Source organism: Methylobacterium terrae (genome assembly GCF_003173755.1).
Lineage (GTDB): Bacteria > Pseudomonadota > Alphaproteobacteria > Rhizobiales > Beijerinckiaceae > Methylobacterium > Methylobacterium terrae.
In genome coordinates, this window is the sequence record NZ_CP029553.1 from 4,762,858 (window position 1) to 4,788,571 (window position 25,714).

Genomic DNA, 25,714 nt, shown 5'->3' on the forward strand with positions numbered 1-25,714 from the left:
CTGCTGACGCAGGGACCACCCTCCCCCCCGCAGAGGGGGGAGGGCCGGCGTCGCGCGACCCGCAAGCGTGAGTTTCACCATTTCGCCAAGCCCCTAGGCCCCAAGCCCTCAGGCCCGCCGTCATGACCAGCCTCATGCCCCCGACCACGGTGTTTCCCGGCCTCGTCTGGGCCATGGCGGCGCTCGCCCTCGTCCAGGCCTCCCGGCGCGCGGCGCTCTGGCGGGTCGGGGCGGCGGCGCCGGTGGCGTGGCTCCACGGCCTCGCCCGGCTGCCGCGCCGCTACCTCGTCGACGTCCACGCTATCGTGGCGCGCGACGCCTACGCCTCCCGGATGCACGCGGTCGTGGCGGGCGGGCTGCTCGCGGCCTCGGTCCTGACGGCGCTGGCGATCCTGCCGCCGCTGGCGCAGTCCCGGGCCTACTGGCTCGTCGTGGCACTGGCCTTCGCGGTCACGGCGGCGGGCGCGATCCTCGTCGGTGCGCGCCGCTACCCCGAGAAGCAGAAGCGCCTCTCGGCCGGGCGCTTCCAGATCCTGCCGGTCCTGCTCGTCGCCTACGCGGTCGGCGGCACGCTCACCGCCCTGCTGCTGGCGCTCGGGAGCGACGGGTTCGTCGTCCCCCTCGCGCTCGCGGCGGCCGGGGGCCTCGGCCTCGCCTTCGAGGTGCGCCACGGGCCGATGCGCCACGCGGCGGCCGGCGCGCTCCACCTCGTCGCCCATCCCCGGCCCGGCCGGTTCGAGGGCCGGCCCGACACCGCGCTCCAGCCCCTCGACCTCGACGCCCCGCGCCTCGGCGCCGAGATGCCGGCCGACTTCACCTGGAACCGTCTCCTCTCCTACGATGCCTGCGTGTCCTGCGGCCGCTGCGAGATCGCCTGCCCGGCCTTCGCCGCCGGCCAGCCGCTCAACCCGAAGCGGCTGATCCAGGACCTCGTCGCCGGCCTCAACCCCGAGGAGCCGCTCTATGCCGGCAACCCCTATCCGGGCGGCCGTGGGGCGGAGGGCGAGCGCGGACCGCTGGCGCGGCTGATCGGCCCCGACGCGCGCATCCACCCGGACACCCTGTGGTCCTGCACCACCTGCCGGGCCTGCGTCGAGGAATGCCCGATGATGATCGAGCACGTCGACGCCGTGGTGTCCTTGCGCCGCTACCAGACGCTCGAGCGCGGGGCGCTGCCCGAGAAGGCGGTCGGCCCGGTGACGGAGCTGCGCCAGGCCGGCGATCCGGGCGGGCGTCCGCTCGCGGCCCGCACCGACTTCGCCGCCGGGCTCGACCTGCCGCTGATGGCCGAAAGGGGTCAGGCGGATGTGCTGCTCTGGCTCGGGGAGGGTGCCTACGACCTGCGCTACGGCCGGACGCTCCGCGCCCTGGTGCGGCTGCTGCGGCAGGCGAACGTGGACTTCGCGGTTCTGGGGGCGGAGGAGCGCGACACCGGCGACCTCGCCCGGCGGCTGGGCGACGAGGCGACCTTCCAGGCGCTGGCGCGGGAGAACATCGGGACCCTGTCGAAGTACCGCTTCGGCCGGATCGTCACCGCCGACCCGCACGCGCTGCATGCGCTCCGCAACGAGTACCCGGCCTTCGGCGGGCACTATACGGTGGTGCACCACACCGCCCTGCTCATGGAGCTGATCCGGGCCGGACGACTCAGCCCCGGGCGCCTGCCGGACCTCTCGGTCACCTATCACGACCCCTGTTACCTCGCCCGCTACAACGGCGAGACCGAGGCGCCCCGCGCCGTGCTCGACGCGATCGGCCTGACCCGGATCGAGATGGCCCGCTCGGGCAAGCGCGCGATGTGCTGCGGCGGCGGCGGCGGCGCGCCGGTGAGCGACGTGCCGGGCGAGCGGCGCATCCCGGACCTGCGCATGGCCCAGGCCGCGGAGACCGGCGCAGGGATCGTGGCGGTGGCCTGCCCGTCCTGCACCGCGATGCTCGAGGGCGTGACCGACCGCAAGGCCGACATTCGCGACGTCGCCGAATTGCTGCTCCAGGCCGTGGAGGCGGGACGATGACCAGGATCCGCCGCGATCCGCGCGCCGAGCGGGCGGCGATCCGGATCGCCGCCGGCCTCCGGCCCCGCTACGACCGGACCGCCATCGGGGTGGCGAAGGCCGCGGGCGGGCGCCCGCGCCGCGATCCCCGGACCGAGCGCACGGGCCAGCGCGTCCCGGGAGGCGACCGCCCCCGCTTCGACCTCGGCCAGATCGCCCGCGGCGAGGCTCCGGTCCTCGCCGAGAGCCGGCAGCGGCCGGCACAGGCGGCGGCACCGAAGATCGTCATCGTCGAGGCGCCCGCCTTCCTGGTCGCAGTCGTGCCCGACGCGGCCGGCGGGCGCCTGTCGGCCCACGATCGCCAGGTCCTGGGCGCCGCCCGGGCGCTCGCCGGGCGCGAGGGTGCGGTCGCCCTCGTCTCGACCGGCCCCTGCGAGGGGGCGGGGCCGGCCGGCGCCGACCGTCACCTCGCCCTCGACGAGGCGGGCGCCGACCCCGACGTCCGGGCCGTCCGGGTCGCGGCGGCGCTCGAGGAACTGGCGCCGCGCCACGTCCTGTTCCCCGAATCCCTCGACGGCGGCGACCTCGCCCGCCGGGTCGCGGTGCGGATGGGCGCGAACCTGTTCGACAACGCCGAGGTGGTCGCCCCCGGCGGCCTGATCCGCCCGGCCCGCGGGCGCCGGGTCGAGCAGCGGGCGGCGCCGGGCCTCCTCGCCAGCGTGGCGGCGGACGCGATCGCCGACTATGCCGGGCCACCCCGCGAGGCGCGGCCGCTGATGGTTGAGGCTGCGCCGCCCGCACCGCGGCCTTCCGCGATCGTGTCGGCCGAGCGCATCCCGGCCGACCCGGCCACGGTGCCGCTCGCGCTCGCCGAGTTCGTGACCTCGGCCGGCAACGGCCTCCACGACCTCGACACCTTCCGGCGGCTCGTCGCGGCCCTCAACGCCACGCCGGGCGCCAGCCGCGTCCTGTGCGATGCCGGGCTGATGCCGCGCCACGCCCAGGTCGGCGCCTCGGGCACGGTGCTCGCCGCGACCTGCTACTTCGCGCTCGGCATCTCCGGCGCGCCGCAGCACCTCCAGGGCGTGGCCGGCTGCGAGCACGTGGTCGCGGTCAACACCGACCTGCACGCCGCGATGATCGAGCGGGCCGGGCTCGCGATCGTGCAGGACGCCCAGCGGGTGATGCCGGCGCTGCTGCGGTTGCTGGCCTGGGACACCGAAGCGCGGGACGCGCAGGAAGCGGGAGAGCGCTCGTGAACATCGCCGTGCTTCTCTCCGCCGGCCGCCACCCGGTCTCCGGCGCGGCCGTGCTGCCCCGGCTCGAGGCCCAGGCGATCCGGATCGCCGCCGGGCTCGGGGAAGCCTACGGCCTGCATGCCGGGCCGGATGCCGCCGCGATCGCCGACGCCCTCGGCCAGGGGCTCGGGCGCATCGCGCACATCGCGCTGCCCGAGGGCGTCGATCCGGTGCCGGCGCTCGCCGCACGGCTCGCCGCGGCGGCGCCCGACCTCGTGCTCGCCGGGCGCCGCGGCCAGGGCGGCGACGAGAGCGGGTTCGTTCCCTACGCGCTCGCGGCGGCGCTCGACCGCCCGCTGGTTCCCGACGTGCTCGCGGTCGCGCGCGGCGACGCGGCCGGGACCCTGCGCCTCGACCAGAGCCTCGGCCGCGGCGCCCTGCGGCGGGTCGTGGTGCGCGGGCCGGTCATCGCGACGGTGCATCCCGACGCGCCGGCGCCGCTCGCCTACGCGTTCGGGCAGGCCCGGCGCGGATCGATCGATCCGTGCGGATTGATCGATCCGTGTGGATCGAGCGATTCCCTCGGAACGGCCGGTGCCGATGCCGCCGCGGCGCCGGCCGTCCCGGTGGAGGAGCGGCCCTACCGCCGCCGGCCCAAGCTCGTGAAGGGGGCGCCCGCCGGAGGCTCGGCGGCGGAGCGGCTCAAGGCGGCGACCGGCGAATCCGGCGCGGCGGCGACCGGGCGCCTCCTCGTCGATCCCGATCCGGAGGAGGCGGCGCGCGAGATCCTGGCCTATCTGCGGCGGATCGGCGTCGTCGCGCCGCCGGCCCCCCGCCCGAACCCGTGAGGAGACCCATGTCCGCCATACCCGCACCCTTGAGCCCCGACGACCTCTTGGCGCGCCTGCGCGAGCGCGGCATCGCCTACGAGCTGTTCGAGCATCCGCCGGTCCTGACGGTCGAGGCGATGATGGCGGTCTGCGGCGACATCGCGGGCGCCCACACCAAGAACCTGTTCCTGCGCGACAACAAGAAGACCTACTTCCTCGTCACGCTCCACCACGACGCGGCCGTCGACCTCAAGGCGTTCCGCGCGGTGCTCGGCGCGCGGGGCGGCCTGTCCTTCGCCAGCGCCGAGGCGCTGCGCGAGCAGCTCGGCGTCGAGAGCGGCGCCGTCTCGCCGCTCGCCGCCCTCAACGCCGCACCCGGCAGCGTGAGGGTCTTCCTCCAGGACAGCCTGCTCGACGAGACGCGGATCAACGTCCACCCGCTGGTGAGCACCCGGACCCTCAACCTCGTCCCGGCCGATCTCGTCACCGCCCTGCGGGACGAAGGCCACACGGTCACGCCCTTCGCCCTGCCGGAGGGGAGGGGGGAGGAGAGCTGAGGCGCTTCGCTCGCAAAAGAAGAGGTGCGGGCTTTGTGCCCTCTCCCTCGGGCGGCCGTCGCAGTCATACGATTTCCTGCTGATCGCTTCGCGATGCGGAAATCGGCTTCGCTCAAGCGCCGCGCGGGCTGGTGATACGAGATCCGGAAGTAATCTTCCGGATCTCGTATCACACATCTCCGCCTGAGAGCAGCGACGGTCGAAGTTGGCACGCCCCTCCTCCCCACACCGTGCAGCGATACCGGGCAAGTCCGGGATCGCCGGGAGGAGGGAAAAACGCGGACCTTTCCGGTGGGTTGGCTCTCGGAGGAGATGTATGGACGCGATAGCCGCCCGCGCGGGCGGAGAACTCGCGCTGACTTCACCACCCGCACGCTGCGTTACGGGCAGTCGGGGAGTGCGCCCTCAGCACGCCGCCACGTTGACCGCGAGACCGCCGAGCGAGGTCTCCTTGTACTTCTCCTGCATGTCGTGCCCGGTCTGGCGCATCGTCTCGATGACCTGGTCGAGGCTGACGAAGTGCACGCCGTCGCCGTGGAGCGCCAGGGAGGCGGCGGCGACCGCCTTGTTGGCCCCGAAGGCGTTGCGCTCGATGCAGGGCACCTGGACCAGCCCGCCGACGGGGTCGCAGGTCATGCCGAGATGGTGCTCCATGGCGATCTCGGCGGCGTTCGCCACCTGGCGCGGGCAGCCGCCGAGCACCGTGGCGAGGCCCGCCGCGGCCATGGCGGCGGCCGAGCCGACCTCGCCCTGGCACCCGACCTCGGCGCCGGAGATCGAGGCGCGGCTCTTGATCAGGCCGCCGATCGCGGCGGCGGCCAGCAGGTAGTCGCGGCCGCGCTCCTCGCTCCAGCCGGGGCAGAAATCGATCCCGTAGCGCAGCACCGCCGGCACGATGCCCGCCGCCCCGTTGGTCGGCGCCGTGACGACCCGGCCGCCGGACGCGTTCTCCTCGTTGACCGCGAGCGCGTAGAGGCTGATCCAGTCCATGATCTCGTGGGCCGGCCGGCTGTTGGTGAGCCGGGACGCCTCGAGGGTCTGGTGCAGGCGCCGGGCGCGGCGGCGGACCTTGAGGCCGCCGGGCAGGACGCCCTCCATCCGCAGGCCCCGGGCGATGCAGGCGAGCATCGCGTCGCGGATCGCGTCGAGCCCGGCATCGATCGCCGCGTCGGAGCGCAAGGCGCGCTCGTTCTCCCGCTGCACCTGCGCGACCGTCAGCCCGGTCGCGGCGCAGATCGTCAGGAGTTCGGCGCCGCTCGTGAAGGGGTAGGGCACGGCGACGGCGTCGATGCCGTCATTCACCGCCTCGCCCTCGCTCTCGACGAAGCCGCCGCCGACCGAGTAGCACACCACCTCGTCGAGGATCGCGCCATCCCCGTCATGGGCCCGGAAGCGCATGCCGTTGGTGTGGCGCGGCAGCAGCTCCTTGAAGTTGAAGACGAGGTCACGATCGGGCGCGAAGGCGACGCCCGGCAGGCCGGTCTCGCCCGTCTCGGCCAGCGCCCGGGTGTAATCCTCGACCCGGTCCGGATCGATGGTCGCCGGGTCGTGCCCGAGGAGCCCGAGGGCGATCGCCACGTCGGTGCCGTGGCCCCGCCCCGTCCAGGCCAGCGAGCCGAAGATCTCGGCGCTCACCCGGGTCACGGTCCCGGCCCCGTCCTGCCCGGCCCCGTCCTGCCCGGCCCCGTCCTGCGCCGCGCCCCGGGCCGCGACCCGCTCGCGGAAGCGGCGCGCCGCCACCATCGGGCCGATCGTGTGCGAACTCGACGGCCCGATGCCGATCTTGAACAGATCGAAGGCGCTGATCATCGCCTGACGATCCGCTCGGCCGGGCCGGCCCCGAGGGCGGCCTCGGCGAGGAGGCCGTGGACGTAGGTGGCGAAGGAGCGCCAGCACTCGACCCGGTAGCGCGGCTCCGAGCCCGGGCGCCGGATCAGGACGATCTCGGCCTTGCCCAGCAGCGTGCGGGTCGCCGCACCCGGCGGGAAGGCGGCCTCGCCGAGGTCGAGCGGGCAGCCGGCATTGAGGGCGACCGCCGCCAGCGGGCCGCTCACGTCGATGCCGACGTTGCGGTGCGAGACGTCGACGATCGCGTGCGCCCGCTCGCCGAGGTCGGCCGCGACGGCCGAGGGCAAGTGGTCGGCCTCCGCCTCGTCGCAGCCGATCAGCCACTCGTCGGGCCCGAGGCGGGCGATCCAGCGCCGGTCGTCGCCGGCAACCGAGTTGATCGGCCCGTCGAGGGGCAGGCCCGCCGCCGAGGCGATGGGATCGCGGACGCGAAGCGCGAAGCGCGCCTCGGCGCCGGCGGGCTGGATCACGACGCCGGTGCGGACCGGATCGGCGGCTGTGCTGCGGCCGAGGGGGAGCGCGCGGGCGGTGCGGTAGAGAGCCTCAAGCATGGATGCGCTCGCCTTTGGGATCGAAGAAGACCGGATCGACGACGGTGACGCGGGCGAAGCCCTCGGGCGTGGTGACGTGGAGGTGCGTGCCCTGGAGCGCGCGGCCATCCGCCACCAGGGCCATGGCGATGGAGCGGCCGCAATTCGGGCTCCAGTAGCTCGAGGTGACGTGGCCGAGCATCCGCATCGGGATCGGCTGGCCCGGATCGGCGACGATCTGCGCGCCCTCGTCGAGGACGAGCCTGGAATCATCGGTGACGAGGCCGACGAGCTGCTTGCGGCCGCTCGCCACCACGTCGGGCCGGGCGAGCGAGCGCTTGCCGACGAAGTCCTTCTTGGCCTTGGCGATCATGCCCGCCAGGCCGACATCGTCCGGGGTGACCGTGCCGTCGGTCTCCTGGCCGATGATGATGTAGCCCTTCTCGGCGCGGAGCACGTGCATCGTCTCGGTGCCGTAGGGGGTGATGCCGTGCGGCTGACCCGCCTCCCAGACCGCCTCCCAGACCGCCTTCGCGTGGTCGGACGGCACGTTGATCTCGAAGCCGAGCTCGCCGGTGAACGAGACCCGGAACAGCCGGGTCGGCACGCCGCAGATCGTGCCGGTCCGCATCGCCATGTGGGGGAAGGCCTCGGGCGACAGGTCGATCCCGTCGACGAGGGGGGCGATGACCTCGCGCGCCTTCGGTCCCTGGAGGGCGATCACCGCCCATTGCTCGGTGGTCGAGGTCAGGAAGACCCTGAGGTCCGGCCACTCGGTCTGGAGGTAGTCCTCCATATGGGCGAGCACCCGCGGCGCGCCGCCGGTCGTGGTGGTGACGTGGAAGCAATCCGGGGCGATCCGGGCGACGACGCCGTCGTCGAGGATGTAGCCGTCCTCCTTCAGCATCAGCCCGTAGCGGCAGCGCCCGACCTCGAGCTTCAGCCACGGGTTGATGTAGATGCGGTTCATGAACTCGGCCGCGTCGGGGCCGACCACCTCGATCTTGCCGAGCGTCGAGGCGTCGAAGATGCCCACCCCCTTGCGCACCGCCTCGCATTCGCGGGCGACCGCCGCGTGGATGTCCTCGCCGTTCTTCGGGAAGTACCAGGCGCGGCGCCACAGGGCGACGTTCTCGAAGGTCGCGCCATGCGCTTCCGCCCAGTCGTGGATCGGCGTGGTGCGGATCGGATCGAACAGGGCGTGGCGCGCCGGGCCGACCAGGGTGCCGAAGGTGACCGGGGTGTAGGGCGGCCGGAAGGTCGTGGTGCCGACGCCCGGCAGCGTCTTGTCGAGCTGCCCGGCGACGATGCCGAGCGCGTTCATGTTCGAGGTCTTGCCCTGGTCGGTCGCCATGCCGGTCGTGGTGTACCGCTTGACGTGCTCGATCGAGTGGAAGCCCTCGCGCACCGCGAGCTTGATGTCCTTGGCCGTCACGTCGTTCTGAAAGTCGACGAAGGCCCGCACCTTGCCCGGATCGGCGTCGGTCGGCATGGCGCGCACCGGCTGGAAGCCGGTCGGGGTCGGGCTCGCGGTGAAGGTCCTGCGCTCGTCCGAGCCGGCCGCCCCGGCGCCGGCGGCGAAGCCCTCCTGGAGGATCGCCGCGAGGTCGTAGGTGCCCTTCGCGGCGCCCGCCGAGCGCTCGGACTGGGCCGAGGTGCCGGGCACGAAGGCGTCGATGTCCCAGTCGTAGACGAGCTTGCCGCGGGATTGCGAGAACAGGTGCACCGCCGGCGTCCAGCCGCCCGACATGCCGACGCAGTCGCAATCGAGCACGCGGCGCGCCCCGCAGCGCCCGTCCCGGTCGAGGGGAGCGACGATCAGGCCGGTGACGCGCTTGGTGCCCTTCGCGCCGACCACGGTGTGGCCGGTCAGCACCTCGACGCCGGCGGCCTTGAGGCGCGCCAGCTCCGGGCCGCACTCGGCTTCCGTCCTGAGGTCGACCAGGGTGACGGCGAGGCCCGCCGCCTCGGCGTCGAGGGCCGCCGCGTAGGCCGAGGCGCCGCTCGTCGCGAAGACGATCCGCCGGCCCGGCGCCACGCCGTAGCGGTTGACGAAGACCCGCACGCTCTCGGCGAGCATGATGCCGGGCCGGTCGTTGTCGGCGAAGACCAGCGGACGCTCGTGGGAGCCGCCGGCCAGCACCACCTCGCCGGCGCGGACCTGCCACAGCCTCTCGCGCGGCGCCGTGCCGGGATTGGGCAGGTGGTCGGTGACCCGCTCGGCGAGCGCGACGTGGTTGTGGTTGTAGTAGCCGAACGCGGTGGTGCGGGAGAGCAGGACCACGTTCTCGCGGGAATCGAGCTCGGCCAGCGTCGCGCTCAGCCACTCCGCCGCCGGGCGGCCGTCGATCTCGGCGGTCGCGTCGTGCAGGAGCGAACCGCCGGGCTCCGGCCCCTCGTCGGCGAGGATCACCCGCTTGCCGGTGCGGGCGGCGGCGAGCGCCGCGGCGAGGCCCGCGGGGCCGGCGCCGACCACCAGCACGTCGCAATGGGCGTGGCGGTTGGCGTAGCGGTCGGGGTCGGCGACGGCCGGCGCCTTGCCGAGGCCCGCGGCGGCGCGGATGAACGGCTCGTAGACCTTGTCCCAGAACGTCCGGGGCCACATGAAGGTCTTGTAGTAGAAGCCGGCGACGAAGACCGGGGACAGAAGATCGTTGACCGCCCCGATATCGTGCTCGAGCGAGGGCCAGTGGTTCTGCGACAGGGTCTTGAGGCCGTCGCGCGCCTCGACCACCGAGGCGCGGTTGTTCGGGTCGATCCGGCCGGGGCCGCGATCGACCGAGAGCAGCGCGCTCGGCTCGTCGGGGCCGTGGCTCAGGATGCCGCGCGGGCGGTGATACTTGAACGAGCGCCCGACGAGGTGGATGCCGTTGGCGAGCAGCGCCGAGGCGACGCTGTCGCCGTGGAAGCCCTCGATCGCGCGGCCGTTGAAGGTGAAGCGGACCGGGCGCGTGCGGTCGATGCGGCCGCCGCGGGACAATCTGAACGGCTGTGCCATCACGCCCTCGCCTCTGCCTGGGTGGAAGTGGACCCGGTCGAAGTGGACCCGGTCGAAGTGGACCCGGTCGTCTTGGGCGTCTCGCCCATCTTGTAGGTCTCGAGGAAGCGGTCGCTCACGGTGTCGCGCCGCGCGTTGAACCAGCGGCCGCAGCCATGGACGTGGTTCCAGCGCTCGGCGTGCACCCCGCGCGGGTTGTCCCGCACGAACAGGTACTCGGCCCATTGCGCGTCGGAGAGCGCCGCCGGTTCGAGGGGCCGGGCGATGTGGGCCTGTCCGCCGCAGCGGAACTCGGTCTCCGGTCGGTTGCCGCAATAGGGGCAGGCGATCAGCAGCATCGGGAGCCTCGTCGCGTCTGGGTTTGCGGGATCAGTGCGCGACGGCGGCGGCGGCCGCCTCGTCGATGAGCCGTCCGGTGCGGAACCGGTCGAGGGTGAAGGGCGCGTTGATCGCGTGCGGGCTGCCCGTCGCCAGGGTGTGCGCGAAGACGTGGCCCGAGCCGGGCGTCGCCTTGAAGCCGCCGGTGCCCCAGCCGCAATTGACGAAGAGGTTCTCGACCGGGGTCTTGCCGATGATCGGCGAGCGGTCGGGCGTCACGTCGACGATGCCGCCCCAGGAGCGCAGCATCCGCATCCGGGTGAATTGCGGGAAGACCTCGCAGATCGCGTCGAGGGTGTGGGTGGTGATGTGCAGGCCGCCCTGCTGGCTGTAGGAGGTGTACTGGTCGGTGCCCGCCCCGATCACCAGCTCGCCCTTGTCCGACTGCGAGATGTAGGCGTGGACCGCGTTCGACATCACCACGCAGGGGAAGACCGGCTTGACCGGCTCCGAGACCAGCGCCTGGAGCGGGTAGCTCTCGAGCGGCATCTGCACGTCGGCCATCGCCATCACGTTCGAGGTGTGGCCGGCGGCGACGACGCCGATGCGGCCGGCCCCGATATAGCCGCGGGTGGTCTCGACGCCGATCGCCCCCCCGGAGGCGTCGCGGCGGATGCCCTTCACTTCGCAGTTCTGGATGATGTCGACGCCGCGGGCGTCCGCCCCGCGGGCATAGCCCCAGGCCACCGCGTCGTGGCGCGCGGTACCGGCCCGGCGCTGGAGCGCACCGCCGAGGACCGGGTAGCGAAGGCTGCCCGAGATGTCGATCGGCGGACAGAACTCCTTGCATTCCTCCTTGGTCAGCCACTCGTTGTCGATGCCGTTGAGGCGGTTGGCGTAGACGTGGCGCTTGAAGCTTTGTACGTCGTGCAGGTTGTGGGCGAGCATTAGCACGCCGCGCTGCGAGAACATGACGTTGTAGTTCAGCTCCTGGGACAGGCCCTCCCAGAGCTTCAGCGCGTGCTCGTAGAGCGCGGCGCTCTCGTCGTAGAGGTAGTTCGACCGGATGATCGTGGTGTTGCGGCCGGTATTGCCGCCGCCGATCCAGCCCTTCTCGAGCACCGCGACGTTGGTGATGCCGTGCACGGTGGCGAGGTAATAGGCGGTCGCGAGACCGTGACCGCCGCCGCCGACGATCACGACGTCGTAGGCGGGTTTCGGCTGCGGGTCCCGCCACTGGCGGCCCCAACCCCGGTGCCCCTTGAGGGATTCCGAGAGCAGCGACGAGAGGGAAAATCGGCGCATCGGTCGGCCTCGCTGTGATGAGGGATCATCGGGCGGCCTGTCGCACGGGGCTTTCCCGCTGGCGACCGCGAGTTTGGGATTTGCGACTCGGGGTCCGATTGCGGGCGCCACCGGAATCTGGAGGAGACCGCGGGTTGCCGCAAAGGGAGCACGAAACCGGCTTGCCTCGAAGCCTTCCCTGGAGTCATTCTCGGGTGACGATGCAAGGACGGTCTGGCGATGACGGTCTGGCGGTGGATCGGATGATGACGGCCGGGACGATGGGCCCCGCGACGACGGGCGGTGCCGCCGTGACCGACGAGGTCACCTCCGTCGGGTTCATGCTCGTCGAGAACTTCTCGATGATCGCGTTCTCCTCGGCGATCGAGCCGCTGCGGCTCGCCAACCGCGCGGCGCGGCGCGACCTCTACCGTTACTCGCTATGGTCGGAGAACGGAATGCGCTGCACCGCCTCGAACGGCGTCGAGGTCCAGGTGGCGGGCAGCTTCGCCGAGGCGCAGGCCCTCGACCCCGCCCTCGACATGGCGATCGTCTGCGGCGGCATCGACATCCAGCGCCGGGACCACCGCGCGCTCCAGGCCACCTTGCGCCGGACCTGCATCCGCGGCGGCGCGATCGGCGCCGTCTGCACCGGCACCTACGTGCTCGCCAAGGCGGGTCTCCTCGACGGCTACCGCGCCACGATCCACTGGGAAAACCAGGCGAGCCTCGCCTCGGAGCATGACGGGCTCGAGATCGGCTCCGACCTGTTCGAGATCGACCGCAACCGCTTCACCTGCGCCGGCGGCACCGCGGCGGCCGACATGATGCTGTCCTTGATCGTGCGCGCTCACGGGGCGGACATCGCGGCGGACGTCGCCGACCAGCTCATCCACCACCGCATCCGCGAATCCGGCGAGCGCCAGCGGATGGACCTGCGGATGCGCCTCGGCGTGGCCCACCCCAAGCTCCTGCACGTCGTCGGCCTGATGGAGAAGACCTTCGCCGAGCCGCTCGGCAGCCAGGACCTGGCCGAATCGGTCCACCTCTCGAAGCGCCAGCTCGAGCGCCTGTTCCTGAAGTATCTCGGCCGGTCACCGGCGAAGCACTACCTGCGCATCCGCCTGGAGCACGCCCGCCACCTGATCCGGCAGACCGCGATGCCGCTGCTCTCGATCGCGATCGAGTGCGGCTTCACCTCGGCCTCGCACTTCTCGAAATCCTACGTCGACCATTTCGGTCGGCCGCCGAGCACCGAGCGGAAGGCGTGAGGGGGCTCTGCCTGAACGGCGGGAGCGGCGGCTGAGAGCATGAACCCTCCCCCCTCTGCGGGGGAGGGTGGCGAGCGCAGCGAGCCGGGAGAGGGGCAGCGCGACGCTTCAAGACGTGGCGCCCTCCAGAATGGCTCACTCATATCCGGAAGCGGCGTCCCCCCTTTCCGCCCCACTCCGTGGGGCATCCCCCGCAGAGGGCAGGGCTGTCCGGGGAAAGGTGTGGCGCGGGTTTTCTCCTCTCCCCGCGGGCGGGGAGAGGGCTGTGTTCCCGTTCAGGGAGCACAGCAAGCGGAGGCGATAGCCGGAGCGAGGGTGAGGGGGTCTCGACAAGTGAGGCTCCTCCGGAAACACCCCCTCACCCTCGCCCTGCCGGGCTCCATTCACCCCCGACGAGGGGGGTGAATGCCTCTCCCCGCCCGCGGGGAGAGGGGTCTCCCGCGCCTCTTCCTTTCCCCGGACAGCCCTGCGCAGAGGGGGGAGGGTTCAGGCGCGGCGGCTGGCGCTCCCGTACTGCGCAACCTGTTGCATCGTGCACTGTGGTACAGTGAGCAACAATCACGCAAATACTTAAAATCACAAATAGGCGCATCCGCCTCAAAAACAATTCCGGGCACCGCTTTCGCGGCCCCGGAACGACTCAGGTCCGGTGGCGGCGCCCGAACTGATGCCGGGCGCGCCCTGTCCCCCGTTACTTCACCCAGCCATCCACCGTCGCCCGATTGGCCTTGATCCACTTGGCGGCGGTCTCGGACGGCTTGGCGCCCTTCTCCTCGTTCTCCGCCATCATCGCTTCCTCGTCCTTGATGGTCAGCTTGAACTTCTTGAGGATGCCGTAGACCTCCGGCATGTCCTCCTTCAGCCCCTTGCGGGCGAGGGTGTTCACGGTCTCGTCATCGCCGAAGATTTTCTTGGGGTCGGCGAGGTACTTCAGCTCGTAGCGCGCGAACATCCAGTGCGGCGTCCAGGTGGTGACGACGATGTCCTTCTTCTGGCGGATGGCGTCCTTGAGCGCGCTGGTCATCGTCGCGTCGCTGCCATCGACGAGCTTGACCGGCAGGCCGTAGGCCTTGATCGCCGCCTCCGAGGTCTTCATCACGCCGGCGCCGGGATCGATGCCGATGACCTTGCCGTCGACCTCCGCCGACTTGGTCTTCAGGTCCTCGATCGAGTTGAGCTTTGAATAGGCCGGCACGGCCCAGCCGATCTTGGCCCCGGTGACGTTCGGGCCGATCAGCTCGAGGCGGTTCTTCAGCTTGTCGTAATAGGCGGCCTGGGTCAGCGGCAGCCAGGCCGCGACGCTCGCATCCGCGTCGCCCGTCGCCACCGCCTGCCACATCGCCGCCGCGGCGAGCGGGATCGCCTTCACCTCGTAGCCCTTCTCCTCCAGCACCTGCTGGAGGATGGTGGTGGCCGCCACCGCGTCGCTCCACTCGACATAGGCGAGGCGCACCTGCTTGCCGGCCGCCTCGGCGGGCGTCTGGGCGAAGGCGAGGCAGAGGAGGACACCGAGGGTGGTCGTCGCGCGCATGGGAGGCCGGTCCGGAGGCTGGTGGGTGGCGGAAGGGTGAGGTCGTCGGGCGGCGCCCGCAGGGTCGCGGGCGCCGCGAGGGTGGAGCGGATGCCGGGCTCAGGCCGCGCCGTGCGGCCGGGCGCGGTCGGCGAGCGCCTGGGTCGAGCGGTCGAGGATGACCGCCAGGATCACGATGCCGATGCCGGCCTCGAACCCGGCGCCGGCCTCGAGCCGCTGGATCGACTGCCACACCGCCCGGCCGAGGCCGCCGGCCCCGATCATCGCGGCGATGACCACCATCGAGAGCGCGAGCATCATAGTCTGGTTGACGCCCGCCATGATGGTCGGGAGTGCCAGCGGCAGCTGCACCTTGAACAGCTTCTGGGTGGTCGAGCCGCCGAAGGCGTCCGAGGCCTCGACCAGCTCCGAGGGCACGTTGCGGATGCCGAGCGCCGTCAGCCGGATGACCGGCGGCACCGAGAACACGATGGTGGCAAAGCAGGCCGAGACGGCGCCGAGACCGAAGAACGGCAGGGCCGGGATCAGGTACACGAAGCTCGGCAGCGTCTGCATCATGTCGAGGATCGGCGAGAAGGTCCGCCAGGCGCGCCGGCTCAAGGCGAACCAGATCCCGACCGGGATGCCGATCACCAGGGCCGTGACGGTCGACAGGCTGACCAGCACCAGCGTCTCGACCGTCGCCTGCCACAGCCGCAGGTTCCACAGGAACAGGAGGCCGAACAGCGTCAGCAGGCCGATCTTGCGGCCGCCGATCCGGGTGGTGGCGAGCGCCGCGAGCCCGATGAACACCCAGGCCGGAACCGCCACCAGGGCGGCCGTCAGCACGTCGATCCAGTCGGAGACCGTCCGGCTGACCGCCCGGGTCAGCCAAGAGCCATGGTCGGTGAGCCAGTCGAGGCCTTGGTCGCTGAGCGTGTCGAGGGGAAATTTCGGGACGTTCCAGTCCATCGCTCCGCTCCTGCCGTCTTCTGAAGGATCGAGGTCTCGGGGTGATCGGCGTCGTGAGACCCGGGCGCGTGGGCGGCCAGGGCGCGCACCACGTCGCGGCTGCCGACGCCTCCGATCAGGCGCCCGTCCGGGTCGACGACGGCGACGCAGCCCTCCGCGGCGACCCGGGCCAGCATCGCGTCGAGGCGCGAATCGGCCGCGACGGCGTCACAGCGCGCCTCGAGCAGGCTCGCGACGGTCTCCGATGGCCGGGCGGCGGCGAGCCGGTCGGCGCGCAGGCAGCCGGCGAAGCGACGGTCGTCGTCGGCGACGAGCCAGGCGTCGCCGCCCTCGGCCGCGATCCGGATCCGGGCCTCGGCGGCGGTGAGCGTCGGTGCCAGGACCGGGGCGGACCGGTCCGCGACCTGCCCCGCCCGCATCACCGCGGCGCGGTCGATGTGCTCGACGAACCGGGCGACGTACTCGGTCGCCGGACGGGCCACGATCTCCTCCGGCTGGCCGATCTGGACGACCTCGCCATCCTTCATCAGGACGATCCGGCCGCCGAGCGCCACGGCCTCGTCGAGGTCGTGCGAGACGAAGACGATGGTCTTCTTGAGCTTCCGCTGCAGGTCGCGCAGCTCCGACTGCATGTCGCGGCGGATCAGCGGGTCGAGGGCGCTGAACGCCTCGTCCATCAGCAGCACCTCGGCATCGGCCGCGAGCGCGCGGGCGAGGCCCGCCCGCTGCTGCATCCCGCCGGACAATTCATGCGGATACTTGGCGTCCCAGCCCTTGAGGCCGACGAGCTCGATGGCCTGCATCGCGGCCTCGTTCCGGCGCGCCGCCGGAACGTTCTTCAGTTCGAAGCCGAAGCCGACATTGGACAGGATCGTGCGGTTCGGCAGCAGGGCGAAGTGCTGGAACACCATCCCGAAGGTCTTCTGGCGGAACGCCAGCAGGTCCTTGCGGCCGAGCTTCGTCACGTCGACGTCGCCGACCACGATGCGGCCGCAGCTCGGCTCGACCAGCCGGTTCATGCAGCGCAGGAGCGTGGACTTTCCCGAGCCCGACAGGCCCATCAGGGTCAGGATCTCGCCCTCGACGATGTCGAAGGAGATGTCGCACAGGCCGACGACCGCGCCGCAGGCCGCCGCGATCTCGGCCTTGCGCTTGCCCTGCTTGATCAGGTCGATTCCCTCGACCTGCTTGGAGCCGAAGATCTTGCTGATGCCCTCCAAAACAATGCGGCTCATAGGCGTATGATCCCTTTTGGAGCAGCGCGCTTCGTCGCCTGAAACCTGTCAGAAACGCATCTGTTTACATTGTATTATGAAAAGCTAGCCGGAGCGGGCCCCGCGGCTTGTCCGCCTGCGACATTTTTTGCCGCCAGGACGACACCGGCGAAATTTACCGCCGGAAACCATCGCTGCACCGCAACATTGGCGCGAGTTTCGCCATGTTCAGCAGCATAATGTGCACCGCCTGAACATGCCGTGTGCAGCGAGACTTGGGGCCCCGCCTTGGACATTAGGACGATGCCTCAGGGGCAGGTCGCTGGCATGCAACGGCATGTCGCTGGCGCGGCAATGCTCTGCCGGGAACGCCGTAACCTCGGCTCCCGGTCACACCGCTCCCGGTTACCCCAGCGGGCGAGCGAAGGTCTACGGCATCCGACGCAGACCGCGCCTTTTCCCGCTGCAACGACGCTCCGCCCGGCCCTCCCCGCGAGGCCGCCACCCGTGTGAGGATCCCCGTGTCCGCAGCCGCCGTCGATTCCATCCGCCCGCTCCCCTTCTTCTCCGCGTCGCTGTCCGACGTCGATCCGGAGCTCGCCGGCGCGCTGGCGCAGGAGCTCGGCCGCCAGCAGCACGAGATCGAGCTGATCGCCTCGGAGAACATCGTCTCCCGCGCCGTCCTCGAGGCTCAAGGCTCGGTGCTCACCAACAAGTACGCCGAGGGCTATCCCGGGCGCCGCTACTACGGCGGCTGCGAGTTCGTCGACATCGCCGAGACCCTCGCCATCGAGCGCGCCAAGCGCCTGTTCGGGTGCGGCTTCGCCAACGTCCAGCCGAATTCCGGCTCGCAGGCCAACCAGGCCGTCTTCATGGCCACCATGCAGCCCGGCGACACCTTCCTCGGCCTCGACCTCGCCGCTGGCGGCCACCTCACCCACGGCGCGCCGCCCAACGTCTCGGGCAAGTGGTTCAAGCCGGTCTCCTACACCGTGCGCCGCGACGACCAGCGCATCGACATGGAACAGGTCGAGCGCCTCGCCCACGAGCACAAGCCCAAGGTCATCATCGCGGGCGGCTCCGGCTATCCGCGCCACTGGGACTTCGCGAGGTTCCGCGAGATCGCCGACAGCGTCGGCGCGGTGTTCTTCGTCGACATGGCCCACTTCGCGGGCCTCGTGGCGGGCGGCGCGCACCCCTCGCCGTTCCCGCACGCCCACGTCGTGACGACGACGACGCACAAGACGCTGCGCGGCCCGCGCGGCGGCATGATCCTGACCAACGACGAGGCGCTGGCCAAGAAGCTCAACTCGGCGATCTTCCCCGGGCTGCAGGGCGGTCCCCTGATGCACGTGATCGCCGGCAAGGCGGTGGCGTTCGGCGAGGCTTTGCGGCCGGAGTTCAAGCTGTACGCGCGCCAGGTGGTGGAGAACGCCCGGGCGCTCGCCGACACGATCATCGCGGGGGGCTACGACATCACGTCGGGGGGCACCGACAACCACCTGATGCTGGTGGACCTGCGGGCGAAGGACCTGACCGGCAAGGCGGCGGAGGCCGCGCTCGGCCGGGCAGGGATCACCTGCAACAAGAACGGGGTGCCGTTCGACCCGCAGAAGCCGACGATCACCTCGGGCATCCGTCTCGGCACGCCGGCGGCGACGTCGCGGGGGTTCGGGGTGGCCGAGTTCAAGCGGGTGGGCGAGCTGATCGTGCAGGTTCTGGACGGGCTGCACCGGGCCGGCGAGGGCGGGGATGCGGGCCTCGAGGGCGAGGTCAAGCGCGAGGTCGTCGCGCTCACCGACCGCTTCCCGATCTACGCCTGAGGCCGGCGGACCCCGCCCGTTTCGCGCGGGCGGGGTCCGTGGCACTCGTCAGACGGCCCGCGAACGCTCTATCACTCAGGGTCTCGGACGGGCCGAGGCGGGGAGGCCGGTATGGCGAAAGAGATCTTCGTGTCCTACGGCGTCGACGTCGACGCGGTGGCGGGCTGGCTCGGCTCCTACGGCGGCGAGGACAGCCCCTGCGACATCTCCCGCGGCGTGTTCGCCGGCAAGGTCGGGGCGCCGCGGCTGCTGCGGATGTTTTCGCGATGGGGCATCCAGACGACCTGGTTCATCCCCGGCCACTCGATCGAGACCTTTCCCGAGGAGATGAAGGCCGTGGCGGCGGCGGGCCACGAGATCGGGATGCACGGCTACAGCCACGAGAACCCGATCGCGATGACGCCCGAGCAGGAGGAGGCGATCTTCGACAAGTGCGTCGGGCTGATCGCCGACCTCGCCGGCAGGCCGCCCCGCGGCTACGTCGCGCCCTGGTGGGAGTTCGGTCCCAAGACCAACGAGCTCCTGCAGAAGAAGGGCATCCGCTACGACCACTCGCTGATGCACGACGACCACCACCCCTACTACGTGCGGGTGGGCGAGAGCTGGACCAAGATCGACTACGCGCAGCACCCCTCGACCTGGATGCGGCCGTTCGAGCACGGCACCGAGACCCGGCTGATCGAGATCCCCGCCTCCTGGACCCTCGACGACCTGCCGCCGATGATGTTCGTCAAGGCGGCGCCCAACAGCCACGGCTTCGTCAACCCGCGCGACATCGAGGAGATGTGGCGCGACCAGTTCGACTGGGTCTACGCCAACTACGACTACGCCGTCTTCCCGATCACCATCCACCCCGACGTCTCGGGCAAGCCGCACGTGCTGCAGATGCACGAGCGCCTGTTCCAGCACTTCAAGGCCCATGACGGCGTGCGCTTCGTGACGATGGAGACGATCGCCGAGGATTTTTCGAGGCGCTTCCCGTTCGAGGGCACGGCGCGGCCGCAATCCTGAGCCCCCGATGTGCGGCCTGTGCGGCGCCTTCGGGGCGCCCGACCACTGGAGCGACGGCGTCGCCCGCGGCATCCCGCCCGAGGCCGAGCGGCGGGCCCGGGCGTCCGCCGCCAACCGGGTGCTCGGCCTCTACGGGTTGCGCCTCGCCGCCTGGGGCGGCCGCTACACCCTGTCGGGGCGCACCGGGCGCAGCGCCGTGATCGACCATCTCGGCGCCCTGTGGCCGGCGGCGGAGCGCCTCGCCGGGCGCCCCTGCGACCCCCTCGACCCCGCGATCCTCGACGCCCTGGAGGCGCGGTGACACTCGCCTCGGCGACCCCCGTCACCCTGCTCACCGGCTTCCTCGGCGCCGGCAAGACCGCTCTGCTCGCCCGCCTGCTGCGCTGGCCGGCCCTGCGCGACACCGCGGTCCTGATCAACGAGTTCGGCGAGGTCGGGCTCGATCACCTCCTGGTCGAGCCGCTCGAGGGCGAGGTGGCGCTTCTGCGCGGCGGCTGCGTCTGCTGCAGCATCCGCGGCGACCTGAAGGCGGCCCTCATCGACCTGCACGACCGCCGCCGCCGCGGCCTGGTGCCGGATTTCCGCCGGGTGGTGATCGAGACCACCGGCCTCGCCGATCCCGGCCCGTCCGTCGCCACCCTGGTGGCCGACCCGGTGCTGCGCCACGCCTTCGCGATGGGCGGCATCGTCACGGTGGTCGACGCGGTGAACGGCGCCCGCACCCTCGACACCCACGAGGAGGCCGTGCGGCAGGCGGCCGCTGCCGACCGGCTGGTCCTGTCGAAGACCGACCTCGCGGCGCCGGAGGCGGTCGCGTCGTTGAGGGCGCGGCTCTCCGCCCTCAACCCCGTCGCGCCGGTGACCGACCTGACGCTCGACGACGCGCCGGAAGCCGCGCTCCTCACCGACGACCCGACCGGGGAGGCGACGGCCCGGCGCTGGCTCTGTGTCGAGATCCCGGCCGAGATTTCGGCGGCGGCGCACGGCCCGGTCGGGGCGGTACTGATCGAGAGCGGGCCGGTGGACTGGACCCGGTTCGGGCTCTGGCTCGGCATGCTGCTCAACCGGCACGGCGCCCGGATCCTGCGTCTCAAGGGCTTGGTGGCGATCGAGGGCGCGGCGACGCCGGTGGTGATCCAGGGCGTGCAGCACCTCGTCCACCCGCCCCGCCACCTGCCCGAATGGCCCGAGGGCGCCGTCCGCACCCGCCTGGTGCTGATCGGCCACGACCTCGACGGCGCCCTGCTGCGCCGCTCCTACGGCGCCTTCACGGGCACGGAGGCGGTCACGGGCACGGCGGCCTTCGCGGGTCGTCAGGCTCTCACGGATGCCTCGGCAGTCGATCGTTAACCCTGAGGGTCCTACATCTCCGCCCTGTCCGGCAGACGGGAGGGTGAGGCGTGAACGCACTGGTGCCGAAGGAACTCGCCGCGAAGCTGAGCGCCCTGCCGCGCCGCCCCTGCGCGCTGGGCGAGGCCGGGCACGAGCCGCACAAGCCGGTCTTCGCCGAGATCCTCGACCGGTCCGGCCACGGCACCGGCCACTTCGTCCGCCTGCCGCAGAGCATGGTGGAGATGATCACCCGCGAGGCGCGCGGGCCCGAGCCGGTGCAAGTGCAGGGGCAGGTGCAGGGGCAGGCGCAGGGGCAAGTGCAGGGGCCGCCGCCCGAGCCCGAGGCGGTGGTCGCCGAGCCGGCGCCAAAGCCGCGCCGGAAGCCGGCGGCCAAGCGCGCGCCCCGCAAGGGCGAGTAAGCCCGAGCCAGCCGGCACCCGGCCCGCCCCGGCCGGGATCGCCGCGCGGGCTTTCCTCGCGCGGGGCGGCCCGGCTACGATCGGCGCATGACGAACGCGGCCCGCACGGCGACGGCTTCTCCCGGTCCCATCATCCTGTTCGACGCCGAGTGCGTGCTGTGCTCGGCCAATGCCCGGTTCGTGCTGGAGCGGGACCGCGCGGCGACGTTCCGCCTCGCCGCGATGCAGGGCGAGGTCGGCCGCGCCCTCTCCCTTCGCCACGGCCTGGACCCGGACGATCCGGCGAGCCTGCTCGTCGTCGAGGGCGACCGGATGCGCCGCGACAGCGACGCGATCCTCCACATCTACGAGACGCTCGGGCGTCCCTGGAGCCTCGCCCGGATCCTCCGGGTCGTGCCGGCGGCCTTGCGCGATCCCGTCTACCGGTTCGTCGCGCGCAACCGCTACCGCGTGTTCGGCCGGCGGGAGAGCTGCTGGGTCGCGCCCGACCGCTACCGGGACCGCATCCTGTAACGGGCAGGCCTCCGAAAAACCCCCTTCCGGTCGGGAGTGCCCGTCGATGAGAGTTCTGATCCTGGGCGGGTACGGCGTCTTCGGCGGCAGGCTGGTCCGGCTCCTGCGGGACGTGTCCGGCCTCGAACTCGTCATCTGCGGCCGCAGCCTCGCGCGGGCGCGGGCCTTCTGCGCCGCGCATCGCGGGGCGGCGCGGGTCGAGCCCCTCGCCCTCGACCGGGCGGACATCGCCGGGGCGCTCGCCGCCCGCAAGCCCGACCTCGTGGTCGACGCCTCCGGTCCGTTCCAGGATTACGGGCCCGAACCGTACCCCGTGATCGAAGCCTGCATCGCCGCGGGCGTCGACTACCTCGACTTCGCCGACGGTGCCGACTTCGTGTTCGGCGTCTCCCGGTTCGACGCAGCGGCGAAGGCGGCGGGCGTCGCGGTCCTCTCGGGCGTCAGCAGCTTTCCCGTGCTGACCGCGGCCGTCCTGCGCGAGATGGCCGCGACCATGGAGATCCGGGCCGTCGAGGGCGGCATCGCGCCCTCGCCCTATGCGGGGATCGGCCTCAACGTCATGCGGGCGGTGGTGGGCTATGCCGGCGGCCCCGTGCGTCTCCTGCGCGGCGGCCGGCCGGTCGAGGCCAGGGGCCTGACCGAGAGCCGGCGCTTCACGGTCGCGGTGCCGGGCCGCCTTCCGCTGCGCAACCTGCACTTCTCGCTCGTCGACGTGCCGGACCTGCGGGTCGTGCCCCCCGAGCACCCGTCGATGACCGACATCTGGATGGGGGCCGGGCCGGTGCCCGAAATCCTGCACCGGGTGCTCAACCTGCTCGCCAAGGCGCGGGCGCGGTTCGGGCTGCCGGCCTTCACGCCGTTCTCGCCGCTGTTCTACTGGGTGCTGAACCGGTTGCGGTTCGGCGAGCATCGCGGCGGGATGATCGTGTCGGTTCGCGGGCGGGCCGACGGGCGCGACGTCGTGCGCAGCTGGCACCTCCTGGCCGAGGGCGACGACGGCCCGCTGATCCCCTCGATGGCGATCGAGGCGCTGATCCGGAAGCGCCTGCGCGGCGAGCGGCCCGCGCCCGGCGCCCGCTCGGCGGTCCGGGCCCTCGACCTGCGCGACTACGAGGCCCTGTTCGCGCATCGCGCGATCACCTTCGGGTTCCGGGACGACACGGGCGGCGCCACGCTCTACCGCGAGGTCCTGGGGCCCGCCTTCGACGGGCTGCCCGCGCCGGTCCGCGCCCTGCACGACGGGGCGGGATCGCGCCGCTGGACCGGTTCGGCGAGCGTGCAGCGGGGAGGCGGGCTCCTCGCGCGCCTCGTCTGCGGGCTGGTCGGGTTTCCGGAGACGGGCCGCGACGTCCCCGCCACGGTCGCCTTCGCGCCGGAGCGAGGGGCTGAGCGGTGGACCCGGACCATCGGACGCAAGACCTTCGCGTCGGTCCAGGCGGCCGGGACCGGGCGGGACCGCTACCTGCTGATCGAGCGGTTCGGCCTCGCCACCTTCGCGCTCGCCCTCGTCCGCGACGGGAACCGCCTCCTCTTCGTCCCCCGGCGATGGTCGATCCTCGGGATCCCGATGCCGAGAGTCCTGATGCCCTCGGGCGAGAGCTTCGAGACGGAGCGCGACGGGCTTTTCGCCTTCGACATCACGGTCCGGGCGCCGCTCGTCGGCCCGATCGTCGCCTATCGCGGGACGCTGGCGCCCGCGGAGGTCGCGGAGCCGGTCCCCCGCGGCCGATCCGAGCGCGTGTCGTAGGCGCCCTCGTCAGCGCGCGCCGCGCCCGCCCTCCGGGCCGAGGCTCCAGCGCTCGAGCAGCGCCTCGGCCACGAAGGCCAGCACCGTCGCGGAGGTCCGCACCAGGCGGCTCATGGTCAGGATGCCGTGGGTCTGGTCGGAGAGGTGCAGGGCGGTGACCGGCACGCCCTCGCGCTCGAGGCGGTGGGCGTAGAGGCGCGCCTCCTCGCAGAGCGGGTCGTGGCCGCAGGTCAGCACCAGGGCCGGCGCCGTGCCGGCGAGGCTCGCGGCGCGGGCCGGCGAGGCGCGCCAGTCGGTGCGGTCGCGCGGATCGGGCGCGTAGTGGTCGACGAAGTAGCGCATCGTCGAGGCCGTCAGGGGCTGGCCCTCGGTGATGCGCTCGAACCCCTCGCTCGTCAGGCCGAGATCGACCGACGGATAGAGCAGCACCTGCATGGCGGTCCTCGGCACGGTGCCGTCGCGGCCCATCAGCGCCAGCACCGCCGCGAGGTTGCCCCCGGCGCTGTCGCCGCCGACCGCCAGCCGCCCCGGGTCGATCCCGAGCCCCTCGGCCCGCTCGACCACGAAGGCGAGCGCCGCGGCCGCGTCCTCGACCGCCGCCGGGAAGGGATGCTCGGGCGCCAGCCGGTAATCGACCGCGACCACGCAGGCCTTCGTCAGGTTGGCGAGCCGCCGGCAGACCCAGTCGTGCGACTCGATGTTGCCCAGCACCCAGCCGCCGCCATGCAGGTAGAGGAGGCAGGGCAGGGGCGTCCCGGGCGCCGTGCCCTCGCCGCGATAGAGCCGCAGCGGCACCGGCCCGGCCGGGGAGGGCGCGGCGAGGTCGCGGATCTCGGCGACCGGGTCCGGCGGCGGCTGCAGCGCCCGGCGCCCGGCGAGGTAGCTGCGCCGCGCCGCCTCGGGCGGCAGCGCCTCGAGGGGCTGCGCGTTGGCGGCGCGCAGGATCGCCAGCAGGGTCTGGACGTCGGGATGGAGGGCGGGCATGGCGGACTCGGGGGAACGGAATGTCGGAGCGGGAACCCTAGCAGGTTCCCGCCCGGACGGTCCCGCTCAGGCTTCCGCCGTTGGCCAGGCGAAGAAGCCGCGCCCCTCCGATTCGAGGTGGCGGTTCAGCACCATGCGGTGGACCTCGTCGGCGCCGTCGACGAGGCGCGCCTGGCGGGCGTAGCGGTAGATCCACTCCAGCACCGTGTCCTTGGAGTAGCCGCGCGCGCCGTTGATCTGGATGCCGATATCGGCGGCCCGGTGCAGGGTGTTGGCGACGTGGACCTTCGCCATCGACACCTCCTTGCGGGCGAACCGGCCCTGGTCGAGCTCCCAGGCGGCACGCATCACCAGCAGCCGGCCGATCTCGATGTCCATGGCGAGCCCGCCGAGCATCAGCTGCACGCTCTCGCGGTCGGCGAGCCGCACGCCGAAGCCCTCGCGGGTGGCGGCATACTCCTGCGCGATCTCGACGCAGCGGCCGGCGAGCCCGAGCCAGCGCATGCAGTGGGTCAGGCGGGCCGGCCCCAGGCGGACCTGCGTCACCTTCAGGCCCTTGCCCTCGCCGCCGAGCACGTCCTCGGGCTTCACCGTCAGGCCGTCGAAGGCGAGCTCGCAATGGCCGCCATGCTCCTCCGGCCCCATGATCGGGATGCGGCGCACGATCTCCCAGCCCGGCTGGTCGCGGTGGAACAGGAAGGCGGTGAGCCCGTAGCGCGGATCGTCCGAGGTGCGGGCGATCAGGATGAAGTGGGCCGCGTCCTCGGCGCCGGTGATGTACCACTTGCGCCCCGTGATCCGCCACGAGCCGTCGGGCTGGCGCTCGGCGCGCGTGCGGATCATCGACGGGTCGGAGCCGCCGCCGGGATGCGGCTCGGTCATCGCGAAGGCCGAGCGCACCTCCCCTGAGACGATCGGCTCGAGCCAGCGCGCCTTCTGCTCGGGCGTGCCGAGCGCTTCCAGCACCATCATGTTGCCGTCGTCGGGGGCGGCCGAGTTGAACACGACGGGCCCGAAGATCGAGCGGTTCATCTCGGTGTAGCAGGCCGCCATCCCGACCTTGCCGAGGCCCTGGCCGCCGGTCTCGGGCTTGAGCTGCAGGCACCACAGGCCGGCGGCCTTGGCCTTGGCGCGTAGACCCGCCAGGGCCTCGGGGCCGATATTCTCGTGCTCGTCCCAGGTGGTGCGGTCGGCCTCGATGGGCAGGATCTCGCTCTCGACGAAGGCCGCGATGCGGGCGCGGTATTCCTCGATGCGCGGGGAGAGCGTGAAGTCCATGACCGAATCCTCCGGGCGGTGGAATTATAATTCCAAACGCTTG

22 protein-coding genes are annotated in these 25,714 nt (G+C 72.2%); 12 read left to right on the top strand and 10 right to left on the bottom strand.

What is annotated here, in order from left to right; all coding sequences use genetic code 11:
* Window positions 1–122 precede the first annotated feature (122 nt).
* From DK419_RS22050 to DK419_RS22065, 4 genes are read left to right on the top strand one after another with little or no spacing between them, the layout of a single operon-like run.
* On the top strand, window positions 123–2,015 hold the full coding sequence (locus tag DK419_RS22050) for a DUF3483 domain-containing protein (RefSeq protein WP_109960993.1): 1,893 nt from the start codon (window positions 123–125) through the stop codon (window positions 2,013–2,015).
* The gene (locus DK419_RS22055) at window positions 2,012–3,253 is read left to right on the top strand and encodes an electron transfer flavoprotein subunit alpha/FixB family protein (protein ID WP_109960994.1); all 1,242 of its coding nucleotides are present in this window, start codon (window positions 2,012–2,014) and stop codon (window positions 3,251–3,253) included. The genes DK419_RS22050 and DK419_RS22055 overlap by 4 nt, the downstream gene beginning before the upstream one ends.
* Window positions 3,250–4,080: an adenine nucleotide alpha hydrolase family protein gene (locus DK419_RS22060; RefSeq protein WP_109960995.1), complete on the top strand. Its 831-nt coding sequence runs from the start codon at window positions 3,250–3,252 to the stop codon at window positions 4,078–4,080. Before DK419_RS22055 ends, DK419_RS22060 begins: the two co-directional genes overlap by 4 nt.
* Window positions 4,081–4,088: 8 nt before the next feature.
* Complete coding sequence (locus DK419_RS22065) at window positions 4,089–4,619, top strand: prolyl-tRNA synthetase associated domain-containing protein (protein ID WP_109960996.1); 531 nt, start codon at window positions 4,089–4,091, stop codon at window positions 4,617–4,619.
* A gap of 405 nt (window positions 4,620–5,024) precedes the next feature.
* Here DK419_RS22065 and DK419_RS22075 read toward each other — a convergent pair whose 3' ends face one another.
* Genes DK419_RS22075 through DK419_RS22095 form a run of 5 tightly spaced genes read right to left on the bottom strand, consistent with a single transcriptional unit; the run spans window position 5,025 to window position 11,618 of the window.
* Entirely contained in the window at window positions 5,025–6,428 is a 1,404-nt protein-coding gene (locus tag DK419_RS22075; protein ID WP_109960998.1) for an L-serine ammonia-lyase, read from the bottom strand.
* Window positions 6,425–7,018: a sarcosine oxidase subunit gamma gene (locus DK419_RS22080; RefSeq protein ID WP_109960999.1), complete on the bottom strand. Its 594-nt coding sequence runs from the start codon at window positions 7,016–7,018 to the stop codon at window positions 6,425–6,427. Before DK419_RS22080 ends, DK419_RS22075 begins: the two co-directional genes overlap by 4 nt.
* Window positions 7,011–9,995 carry a sarcosine oxidase subunit alpha family protein gene (locus tag DK419_RS22085; RefSeq protein WP_109961000.1) on the bottom strand — a complete coding sequence of 995 codons (2,985 nt, stop codon included), beginning with the start codon at window positions 9,993–9,995 and terminating at the stop codon, window positions 7,011–7,013. The genes DK419_RS22080 and DK419_RS22085 overlap by 8 nt, the downstream gene beginning before the upstream one ends.
* Window positions 9,995–10,333: a sarcosine oxidase subunit delta gene (locus tag DK419_RS22090; RefSeq protein ID WP_109961001.1), complete on the bottom strand. Its 339-nt coding sequence runs from the start codon at window positions 10,331–10,333 to the stop codon at window positions 9,995–9,997. The genes DK419_RS22085 and DK419_RS22090 overlap by 1 nt, the downstream gene beginning before the upstream one ends.
* A 31-nt stretch (window positions 10,334–10,364) precedes the next feature.
* Entirely contained in the window at window positions 10,365–11,618 is a 1,254-nt protein-coding gene (locus DK419_RS22095) for a sarcosine oxidase subunit beta family protein (protein ID WP_109961002.1), read from the bottom strand.
* A gap of 320 nt (window positions 11,619–11,938) precedes the next feature.
* Here DK419_RS22095 and DK419_RS22100 point away from each other — a divergent pair, with 320 nt between their 5' ends.
* Window positions 11,939–12,868 (top strand): GlxA family transcriptional regulator, encoded by a 930-nt coding sequence (locus DK419_RS22100; protein ID WP_109962439.1) that lies wholly within the window; start codon window positions 11,939–11,941, stop codon window positions 12,866–12,868.
* Between the two features lie 691 nt (window positions 12,869–13,559).
* Here the strand turns inward: DK419_RS22100 and DK419_RS22105 are convergent.
* The 3 genes from DK419_RS22105 to DK419_RS22115 form a co-directional block, all read right to left on the bottom strand.
* Window positions 13,560–14,399 carry a glycine betaine ABC transporter substrate-binding protein gene (locus DK419_RS22105; RefSeq protein WP_109961003.1) on the bottom strand — a complete coding sequence of 280 codons (840 nt, stop codon included), beginning with the start codon at window positions 14,397–14,399 and terminating at the stop codon, window positions 13,560–13,562.
* Window positions 14,400–14,498: 99 nt separating this feature from the next.
* Window positions 14,499–15,350: an ABC transporter permease gene (locus DK419_RS22110; RefSeq protein WP_109961004.1), complete on the bottom strand. Its 852-nt coding sequence runs from the start codon at window positions 15,348–15,350 to the stop codon at window positions 14,499–14,501.
* Window positions 15,266–16,585 (bottom strand): quaternary amine ABC transporter ATP-binding protein, encoded by a 1,320-nt coding sequence (locus DK419_RS22115; RefSeq protein WP_109961005.1) that lies wholly within the window; start codon window positions 16,583–16,585, stop codon window positions 15,266–15,268. The genes DK419_RS22110 and DK419_RS22115 overlap by 85 nt, the downstream gene beginning before the upstream one ends.
* A gap of 500 nt (window positions 16,586–17,085) precedes the next feature.
* Here DK419_RS22115 and glyA point away from each other — a divergent pair, with 500 nt between their 5' ends.
* The 7 genes from glyA to DK419_RS22155 all read left to right on the top strand — a co-directional run bounded on the left by glyA (window position 17,086) and on the right by DK419_RS22155 (window position 23,409).
* Entirely contained in the window at window positions 17,086–18,387 is a 1,302-nt protein-coding gene (gene glyA, locus DK419_RS22120) for a serine hydroxymethyltransferase (protein ID WP_109961006.1), read from the top strand.
* Between the two features lie 111 nt (window positions 18,388–18,498).
* Complete coding sequence (locus tag DK419_RS22125) at window positions 18,499–19,398, top strand: polysaccharide deacetylase family protein (RefSeq protein WP_109961007.1); 900 nt, start codon at window positions 18,499–18,501, stop codon at window positions 19,396–19,398.
* A gap of 7 nt (window positions 19,399–19,405) precedes the next feature.
* Window positions 19,406–19,699, top strand: coding sequence for a hypothetical protein (locus tag DK419_RS22130; protein WP_109961008.1), 294 nt, complete (start codon window positions 19,406–19,408; stop codon window positions 19,697–19,699).
* Window positions 19,696–20,748: a CobW family GTP-binding protein gene (locus DK419_RS22135; protein ID WP_109961009.1), complete on the top strand. Its 1,053-nt coding sequence runs from the start codon at window positions 19,696–19,698 to the stop codon at window positions 20,746–20,748. Before DK419_RS22130 ends, DK419_RS22135 begins: the two co-directional genes overlap by 4 nt.
* A gap of 50 nt (window positions 20,749–20,798) precedes the next feature.
* On the top strand, window positions 20,799–21,149 hold the full coding sequence (locus DK419_RS29595; protein WP_245442625.1) for a hypothetical protein: 351 nt from the start codon (window positions 20,799–20,801) through the stop codon (window positions 21,147–21,149).
* Window positions 21,150–21,236: 87 nt separating this feature from the next.
* Window positions 21,237–21,662 carry a thiol-disulfide oxidoreductase DCC family protein gene (locus tag DK419_RS22150; protein ID WP_109961010.1) on the top strand — a complete coding sequence of 142 codons (426 nt, stop codon included), beginning with the start codon at window positions 21,237–21,239 and terminating at the stop codon, window positions 21,660–21,662.
* A gap of 46 nt (window positions 21,663–21,708) precedes the next feature.
* Window positions 21,709–23,409, top strand: a complete 1,701-nt coding sequence (locus DK419_RS22155; RefSeq protein WP_109961011.1) for a saccharopine dehydrogenase family protein — start codon at window positions 21,709–21,711, stop codon at window positions 23,407–23,409.
* A 9-nt stretch (window positions 23,410–23,418) separates the two neighbouring features.
* Here the strand turns inward: DK419_RS22155 and DK419_RS22160 are convergent, their stop codons facing one another.
* Window positions 23,419–24,393: an alpha/beta hydrolase gene (locus DK419_RS22160; protein WP_109961012.1), complete on the bottom strand. Its 975-nt coding sequence runs from the start codon at window positions 24,391–24,393 to the stop codon at window positions 23,419–23,421.
* A gap of 66 nt (window positions 24,394–24,459) precedes the next feature.
* Window positions 24,460–25,671: an acyl-CoA dehydrogenase family protein gene (locus DK419_RS22165; protein ID WP_109961013.1), complete on the bottom strand. Its 1,212-nt coding sequence runs from the start codon at window positions 25,669–25,671 to the stop codon at window positions 24,460–24,462.
* Between the last annotated feature and the right edge of the window lie 43 nt (window positions 25,672–25,714).